We start from the raw sequence: 7715 nt of genomic DNA, 5'->3' as shown, positions 1-7715 counted from the left end.
CGGTGCGGGCGCACCCGGCATGGCGGGCGTGGAGCGTGTGCAGCACCATGCTCGTCCACTTCGTGGCGAACAGTTCGAGCACCCGGCGCGGCGCGCAATCCTCGCGCCACGACTCGTCCGCGCTCAGCCTCTCCATCGTGGTTACCTTCTGGTGCCTATGACCCCGAACGGTGCCGTCTGGTCGGGGGCGGACTCTCTCCATAGGTCCGGTGCAGATCAAGTCGGAGACTTTCATGACCCGAACGGCCCTCATCGCCGGCGTCAGCGGCATCGTCGGCAACAACCTCGCCCGGCACCTCGTGTCGGAGGGCTGGTCCGTGGCCGGTCTGGCCCGGCGCCCGCCGGCCGACATGCCTGGCGTGACGCCGGTGGCCGCCGACCTGCTCGACCCGGGAAGCCTGCGCGAGGCCCTGGCGGAGGTCCGCCCCACCGACGTCTTCATCACGACCTGGCTGCGCCAGGAGACGGAGGCCGAGAACATCCGGGTCAACGGCGCGATGGTGCGCAATCTCCTCGATGCGCTGCGGCCAAACGGCGGCGTGCAGCATGTCGGCCTGGTCACGGGCCTCAAGCACTATCTCGGGCCGTTCGAGGCCTACGGAAAGGGCACGCTGCCGGCCACACCCTTCCGCGAGGACCAGGGCCGCCTCGATATCGAGAACTTCTACTATGCGCAGGAGGACGAAATCTTCGCCGCTGCCGCGCGGGACGGCTTCGGTTGGAGCGTGCACCGGCCCCACACCATCATCGGCTACGCTCTGGGCAACGCCATGAACATGGGCGTGACGCTGGCCGTCTACGCAACGCTCTGCCGGGAGACCGGCCGGCCGTTCCGCTTCCCGGGCTCGACCACCCAGTGGAACGGGCTCACCGACATGACCGACGCGCGCATCCTGGCGCGCCAGATCGCCTGGGCCGCGACCACGCCGGCGGCCCGCAACGAGGCCTTCAACATCGTCGACGGCGACGTCTTCCGCTGGAGCTGGATGTGGGGCCGGATCGCCGATTGGTTCGGCGTGGAGCCGGCCCCCTTCGACGGCACGATCCTGCCCCTGGCGCAGCAGATGGACGGGGCCGCGCCGCTCTGGGCCGAACTCGCCGCACGGCACGGCCTCAAGGAGGCCGACCTCGGGCGCCTCGCCTCGGCCTGGCACACGGACGCGGATCTCGGCCGGCCGATCGAGGTCGTCACCGACATGAGCAAGAGCCGGCGCCTCGGCTTCCTCGACTACCAGGCCACCGACGACGCGTTCTTCGACCTGTTCGCGCGCCTGCGGGCCGAGCGGGTCATTCCCTGACGCGCGCGCCGTCTCGCGCCGCGGGGGATCGCGGGTGACCGGCATGCGACGAGCGGCCGGCCCCCCGACTTGGCGGCCCGGCCGTTCGTCGCCATCATCGCCCGATCCCCCGATGCGCGAGACCCCGATCCGATGAAGCCGTTCGACTGGACCACCGGCTACCCCACCGTGCGGATGCCGATCTTCGGCCGCAACATGGTCTCGACCTCGCACGCGCTCGCGGCCCAGGCCGGCATCCGCATGCTCTGGCAGGGCGGCAACGCGGTGGACGCCGCCATCGCCACGGCGGCGGCCAAGACCATCACCGAGCCCTGCAGCAACGGGCTGGGCTCGGACGCCTTCTGCATCTTGTGGGACGGTCGGCAGCTGCACGGGCTCAACGCCTCGGGCGGGGCGCCGGCGGCCTGGACCCCCGATTACTTCACCCGAAAATACGGCGCGGCCGAGCGGCCGCCGATGCGGGGCTGGGATTCCGTCACGGTGCCGGGCGCCGTCGCGGCCTGGGTGGCCCTAAGCGAGCGCTTCGGCAGGCTGCCCTTCGCCGATCTCCTGCAGCCTGCCATCGCGATCGCCGAGCGCGGCTATCTCGCCCCGGTAGTGGTGCAGCAGAAATGGGCCGCCGCAGCGAAGGTCGCCGACCTCATGCGCCAGCCGGGCTTCGCCGAGACCTTCCTGCCCCACGGCCGCGCTCCGCATGTGGGCGAGCGCGTCACCCTGCCGGGCATCGCCCGCGCGTTGCGCGCCATCGCCGAGACGAAGGGGCGCGCCTTCTACGAGGGCGAGATTGCCGAGGCCATGGCCCGGCACGCCGCAGCGCATGGCGGCGCGATGAATGTGGCGGACCTCGCCGCCTTCCGGCCCGAATGGGTGACGCCGACCGCCAAGGATTACCGGGGCTACACGCTCCACGAGATCCCGCCGAACGGACAGGGCATCGCCGCCCAGATCGCCCTCGGCATCCTCGAATCCTTCGACCTCGCGGGCCTGGCCCCGGACGGGCCGGAGGCGCAGCACCTCCAGATCGAGGCGATGAAGCTCGCCTTCGCCGACACCTACCGCTACGTCGCCGACGCCCACAGCATGGAGTTGACCCCGGAGGCGATGCTCGACCCAGGCTATCTCGCGTCGCGCGCAAAGCTGATCGACCCGCGCCGAGCCCAAGTATTCGGCGCCGGCAACCCGGTCCGGGGCGGCACGATCTACCTCACCACGGCGGATGAATCCGGCATGATGGTGAGCTTCATCCAGTCGAACTTCATGGGCTTCGGCTCCGGCGTGGTCGTGCCCGAATGGGGCCTGTCCCTGCAGAACCGCGGCTACGGCTTCGTGCTGGATGCGGCGAGCCCCAACGTGGTGGCACCGGGCAAGCGGCCCTTCCACACCATCATCCCGGGTTTCCTCACGAAAGACGGCGCGCCAGTGATGAGCTTCGGCGTGATGGGCGGCAACATGCAGCCGCAAGGCCACGTGCAGACCCTGGTGCGGATGATCGACCACGGCCAGAACCCGCAGGCCGCCTGCGACGCGCCGCGCTGGCGCTTCAACGCCGGCCTGGAGATCAACGCGGAAGCCGCGATGCCGGCCGCGACTCTGCAGGGCCTGGTGGAGCGCGGCCACCGCGTCGACGTGATCGAGGACAGCTACCAGGATTTCGGCGCCGGCCAGTTCATCTGGCGCATGGGCGACCCCGGCACCGAGGGCTATGTCGGCGCGAGCGACCCCCGGCGCGACGGACAGGTCTCGGTCTGGTGAGGTTTGCCGGTCGTCGATCGTCGGAACGCTTCGTACGCGTTCGCGGGGTTGGCGACCGGTCGCAATCCGGTCCTGCCTTGGCCTTCCAAACTGGATCGGACGGGCCGCTGACGACCCATGGCAGCCGTAGAGACAGCCATCGGCGCTTCCCGGAAGCAGCCGCTCATTGGCGATCTGCCAACTCCGGCTCGGGGCAGTGAGCAGACCCTCATGGAAGAGGCGGGCGCGAGCCAAGAGCATCGAGAAGGATGCGGAGGCCATCGAGTGCCGCATCAGTGGATGCTTGGCCGAGCTGCGCGTTCACAGCCGCTCCGTCCAGGGCCAGAGTGGCGGCCCAGGCTATATCAGCGCGAGCCCTCACATTCGGGGACAACAACGCCGCGATAGCATCCCGCACCTCGTGCTTGTGCTGCGCCGCGATGCTAGCGATTGGTAGGGCAGCCTCTCCCGCCTCCGCGACTGTGTTGGCGAAGGCGCAACCCCGGAAGTCGGCGAGGCCGAACCAGGCTCGCGCCGCGTCAAGCACGGGCACCAGCGGAGCCCTCCTGCGCTCGGCCTCGGGCTGCGCGGCGCGGGAGGACGACAGGGCCTCCCGGAACCAAGCCATCCAGGCTGCGTGCCGCCGCTCCAGATAAGCCTGGATAAGAACGTCCTTCGAGGGGAAGTGCCGGTAGAAAGTCACCTTCGTCACCCCTGCCTCCGCGATGATCCGGTCGACGCCGGTGGCGCGGATGCCTTGCCTGTAAAACAGATCCTGTGCCGTCCGCAGGATGCGGTCTCGGGCTGGGATGGGAGCGGATGCCGCGAAGTATGGGTTTGATGTCATCCCAACCATGTAGACAGGCCGTCCTACATAGGACAGTGTAGACAGACCTGTCTACATGAGGCCGCCGTGATGCCCGTACCCACTGTCGCTCTTCCCGCCCAACAGCGGGGTTCGGCCCCTACTCTCTCCACCATCGGCCTCTTCGCCTTCGTCGTGCTGGCCTGGAGCCTCAACTGGGTCGTCATGAAGCTGGCTGTCCAGGAGGTCACGCCGCTGTGGGCGGTCGCCATCCGCACTGCTCTGGCCGCTCTCGTCCTGTTCCCGGCCCTGTTTGCGGCCCGACAGCTCGTATTGCCTTCCCGGACCGACCTGCCGGTCATCCTTGTGATAGCGCTCTTTCACATGGTCGCCTTCTCGAGCCTCATGACGGCGGGGCTGGTCTTCGTTCCGGCGAGCCGCGCCATCGTGCTGGGTTACACCACCCCGCTTTGGGTCGCGCCCGCCGCCTTCCTCTTCCTCGGCGAGCGCGTGTCTGCGCGGCAAGTGGCCGGCATCGCGGTCGGCATCGCTGGCTTGCTGGTGCTCTTCAAGCCGGGCAGCTTCGCGTGGGGGGACGAGGCGGTCCTTCTCGGTAACGGCTTGGTGATCCTGGCCGCGCTCTGCTGGTCGGTCAGCATCGTCTACACCCGGGCTCATCGCTGGGAGGCGACGCCGCTCCAGCTCATGCCCTGGCAATGCCTGCTCGCGACGATCGTCCTCGTGATCCTGGCTCTCTCGGTCGAGGGTGCACCGCCGCCGCGGATCGGCACACCCGCGCTGGTAGCACTCACCTACAACGGCGTCATCGGAACAGCGCTCGGCTTTTGGGCTATGACGGTGGTGAACCGGCGCGTGCCGGCGACCACCGCATCCCTCGGTGTTCTTGCGACGCCTGTTGTGGGGATCGGTCTGTCGGCCGTCATCCTTGCCGAAGGGCTCGATCCGCTGCTCGTCGTCTCGGCGCTCACCATCCTGTTCGGGATCGCGCTCGGTGCGAAAGGACGGGGATGAGTCGGCGACGTCCGCTTCGATGCCCTACTCGCTCGGAAGCGGACTGGCAAAAATCCACCCAACGCAGTCGTACGAGTCCATTTCACGCAACGATGGGCAACCGACCGTCCGACCCTTTTCATCGGGGCGACAACGGATGCCATCGTCCATCGGCTTTCGACGACCAGGAAATTCGCGAGCGAAGCCCTGCCATTGCCAACCGCCGCACTGGCACAGATAATGTATACACTTTTGGACGTGCCGACCGGATCGACCCTGCCGCGCGTCCCGCGCGGACGAGCGTCGATCCCGAACGGTCCCTGAGCCGAAGGACACTGGATGCTGCGTCTGTTCGCTGCCTGCCTCGCCGTGGGCGCTGTCTCGCTGTCACCCGCCCTCACACGCTCCGCGCAGGCCCAGACCCTGCGCTTCGGCTTGATGGAAGACCCGGACGCCCTCGACCCGACGCTGGCGCGCACCTTCACCAGCCGCATGGTCTTCGCAGCGATGTGCGACAAGCTCGTGGATATCGGCCCCGACCTGAAGCCGGTGCCCCAGCTCGCCACCAGCTGGAGCCTGTCGGAGGATCAGAAGACGCTCACCATGACCCTGCGGCCGGGCGTGCTGTTCCATGACGGCGAGAAGCTCGACGCGGCGGCGGCCAAGTACAGCATCGAGCGCCACCTGAAGCTCCCCGGCTCGCAGCGGCGCGGCGAGATCGCGCCGATCGACCGGGTCGAGGTCGTCGACGACCTGACCTTCAAGATCATCCTCAAGACGCCGTTCGCGCCCCTCATGGCGCAGTTCACCGACCGGGCCGGCATGATGGTCTCGCCCAAGGCCGCCGAGCGCCTGGGCGACAAGTTCTCCACCGCGCCCGTCTGCGCCGGGCCGTTCAAGTTCGTGGAGCGCGTACCGCAGGACCGGATCGTGGTCGAGCGCTTCGACGATTACTGGAACAAGGACCAGATCCACCTCAAGCGCATCGAGTTCCGGCCGATCCCCGACGGCACCGTGCGGTTGACCAATCTGCGCGCCGGCCAGCTCGAACTCTTGGAGCGCCTGACCCCCACCGACCTGCCGCAGGTGACCCGCGACCCGAAGCTCAAGGTCGGTTCGACCATCGAACTCGGCTTCCAGTCCATCGTCTTCAACCCGAACCGGGCCGGCTCAGCCGTGGCCGACCCGCGGGTGCGCGCCGCCTTCGATCTGGCCATCGACCGCAACGCCCTGAACCAGGTGGTTTTCAGCGGCGAGTTCCTGCCCGGCAACCAGTGGGTCTCCCCGAAGCACCCGGCCTACGTGAAGGATTATCCCCTCCCGAAGCGGGACATTGCCAAGGCCAAGGCCCTGCTGGCGGAGGCCGGCGTGCCGAAACCGTCCGTCACCCTCACGGTCTACGCCAACAACGAGGCGCCCCAGGTGGGACAGGTCATCCAGGCGATGACCCGCGAGGCCGGCTTCGACGTGAAGCTCCAGGCCACCGACTTCACCACCGCGCTCGACGCCGCCGACAAGGGCAATTTCGACGCCTATCTCTACTCCTGGAGCGGCCGGCCCGACCCGGACGGCAACACCTTCAGCTTCCTGGCCTGCAAGACGCCCCTGAACTACGCCCGCTACTGCAACCCGGAGGCGGACGCGGCGCTCAGTGCCGAGCGCGCCACGGTCGATCCGGCCCAGCGGGCGCAAGCCTGGAAGCAACTGGCCGACCGGGTGATGGCCGACCGGCCGCTGATCTACCTGTTCCACCGCAAGCTGTTCTGGGCCTACAGCACGAAGCTGTCCGGCTTCACGCCCTATCCCGACGGTCTCGTGCGTTTCACCGGCCTCACGCTGAACTGAGGCGGGAGCCCGGCCGATGCTGCGCTTCCTCGTCCAGCGCCTGGCGCTCGCGATCCCCACCCTGGTGATCGCCTCGATGATCATCTTCACCCTGCAGCAATTGCTGCCGGGCGACACCGCGACCGCACTGTCGGGCGAGGAGCGCGACCCCGAGGTCATCGCCTTCATCCGGCAGAAGTACCACCTCGATCAGCCCCTGCCCGTGCGCTACGCCCTCTGGGCCGGCGGTGTGCTCCAGGGCGATCTCGGCGAGTCGATCCGTCTCCAGAAGCCGGTCATCGATCTCGTCATCGAGAAGCTGCCGGTCACCCTGGAGCTCGCCTGTCTGGCGATGCTGGTGGCCCTCGTCATCGGCGTGCCGATGGGCATCCTCTCGGCGGTGAAGCGCGGCACCGCCGCGGACACGATCGCCAACGGCATCGCCCTCTGGGGCCTGTCGGTGCCGAACTTCTGGCTCGGCATCCTGATGATCCTGCTGTTCTCGGTGCAGCTCGGCTGGTTGCCGGCCTCGGGCTACGTCTCGCCCTTCGAGAGCCTGTCCGAGAACCTGCGCTCCATGGCGATGCCGGCCTTCGTGCTCGGCAACGCCATCGCGGCGGTGATGATGCGCCACACCCGTGCGGCGATGCTCGGCGTGCTCGGCTCGGACTACGTCCGCACCGCCCGGGCCAAGGGCGTCTCGCCCTTGCGGCTCATCCTGCGCCATGCGCTCCCCAACGCCGCGATCCCGATCATCACCCTGGGCGCCCTCGAATTCGGGCAGCTCCTGTCGGGCGCGGTGCTGACCGAGCAGGTCTTCTCGGTACCGGGCTTCGGTAAGCTGATGGTCGATGCCGTGTTCAACCGCGACTACGCCACCGTGCAGGGCGTCGTGATCTGCACCGCCACCACCTACGTCCTCCTCAACCTCGCGGCCGACCTCCTCGCGGCCTTCGTCAACCCGAAGCTGAGGCGCGCGTGAGGATGAGCGAACCCTGGGCACAGGCCTCGTCCGAGGATTGTGCGCCTCTCCTCCCCCTTGCGGG

General features: G+C 68.4%; 6 protein-coding genes. 5 read left to right on the top strand and 1 reads right to left on the bottom strand.

Annotation, left to right across the window (positions count from 1 at the left end; all coding sequences use genetic code 11):
- The first annotated feature begins 233 nt into the window (after window positions 1-233).
- Both MFF30_RS23800 and MFF30_RS23795 read left to right on the top strand, forming a co-directional pair.
- The gene (locus MFF30_RS23800; protein ID WP_238282608.1) at window positions 234-1298 is read left to right on the top strand and encodes an SDR family oxidoreductase; all 1065 of its coding nucleotides are present in this window, start codon (window positions 234-236) and stop codon (window positions 1296-1298) included.
- Between the two features lie 132 nt (window positions 1299-1430).
- Window positions 1431-3050, top strand: coding sequence for a gamma-glutamyltransferase family protein (locus MFF30_RS23795; RefSeq protein ID WP_238282606.1), 1620 nt, complete (start codon window positions 1431-1433; stop codon window positions 3048-3050).
- A gap of 208 nt (window positions 3051-3258) precedes the next feature.
- Here MFF30_RS23795 and MFF30_RS23790 read toward each other — a convergent pair whose 3' ends face one another.
- Window positions 3259-3885: a TetR/AcrR family transcriptional regulator gene (locus tag MFF30_RS23790; RefSeq protein WP_238282603.1), complete on the bottom strand. Its 627-nt coding sequence runs from the start codon at window positions 3883-3885 to the stop codon at window positions 3259-3261.
- Window positions 3886-3945: 60 nt separating this feature from the next.
- Here MFF30_RS23790 and MFF30_RS23785 point away from each other — a divergent pair, with 60 nt between their 5' ends.
- The 3 genes from MFF30_RS23785 to MFF30_RS23775 all read left to right on the top strand — a co-directional run bounded on the left by MFF30_RS23785 (window position 3946) and on the right by MFF30_RS23775 (window position 7651).
- On the top strand, window positions 3946-4866 hold the full coding sequence (locus tag MFF30_RS23785; RefSeq protein ID WP_238282601.1) for a DMT family transporter: 921 nt from the start codon (window positions 3946-3948) through the stop codon (window positions 4864-4866).
- A 318-nt stretch (window positions 4867-5184) separates the two neighbouring features.
- Window positions 5185-6690 carry an ABC transporter substrate-binding protein gene (locus tag MFF30_RS23780; RefSeq protein WP_238282599.1) on the top strand — a complete coding sequence of 502 codons (1506 nt, stop codon included), beginning with the start codon at window positions 5185-5187 and terminating at the stop codon, window positions 6688-6690.
- A 16-nt stretch (window positions 6691-6706) separates the two neighbouring features.
- Window positions 6707-7651: an ABC transporter permease gene (locus MFF30_RS23775; RefSeq protein ID WP_238282598.1), complete on the top strand. Its 945-nt coding sequence runs from the start codon at window positions 6707-6709 to the stop codon at window positions 7649-7651.
- The last annotated feature ends 64 nt before the right edge of the window (window positions 7652-7715 follow it).

Origin of the sequence: Methylobacterium goesingense (assembly GCF_022179225.1) — a bacterium.
In the GTDB taxonomy this organism is placed as follows: Bacteria; Pseudomonadota; Alphaproteobacteria; order Rhizobiales; family Beijerinckiaceae; genus Methylobacterium; species Methylobacterium goesingense.
The sequence above is the reverse complement of the archived record's forward strand: the minus strand, read 5'-3'. Positions and strand labels throughout refer to the sequence as shown.

Coding starts and splice junctions, on each gene's coding strand:
- MFF30_RS23795 (WP_238282606.1), top strand. CDS start 1,431: ATGAAGCCGTTCGACTGGACCACCGGCTACCCCACCGTGCGGATGCCG.
- MFF30_RS23780 (WP_238282599.1), top strand. CDS start 5,185: ATGCTGCGTCTGTTCGCTGCCTGCCTCGCCGTGGGCGCTGTCTCGCTG.
- MFF30_RS23800 (WP_238282608.1), top strand. CDS start 234: ATGACCCGAACGGCCCTCATCGCCGGCGTCAGCGGCATCGTCGGCAAC.
- MFF30_RS23790 (WP_238282603.1), bottom strand. CDS start 3,885: ATGGTTGGGATGACATCAAACCCATACTTCGCGGCATCCGCTCCCATC.
- MFF30_RS23785 (WP_238282601.1), top strand. CDS start 3,946: ATGCCCGTACCCACTGTCGCTCTTCCCGCCCAACAGCGGGGTTCGGCC.
- MFF30_RS23775 (WP_238282598.1), top strand. CDS start 6,707: ATGCTGCGCTTCCTCGTCCAGCGCCTGGCGCTCGCGATCCCCACCCTG.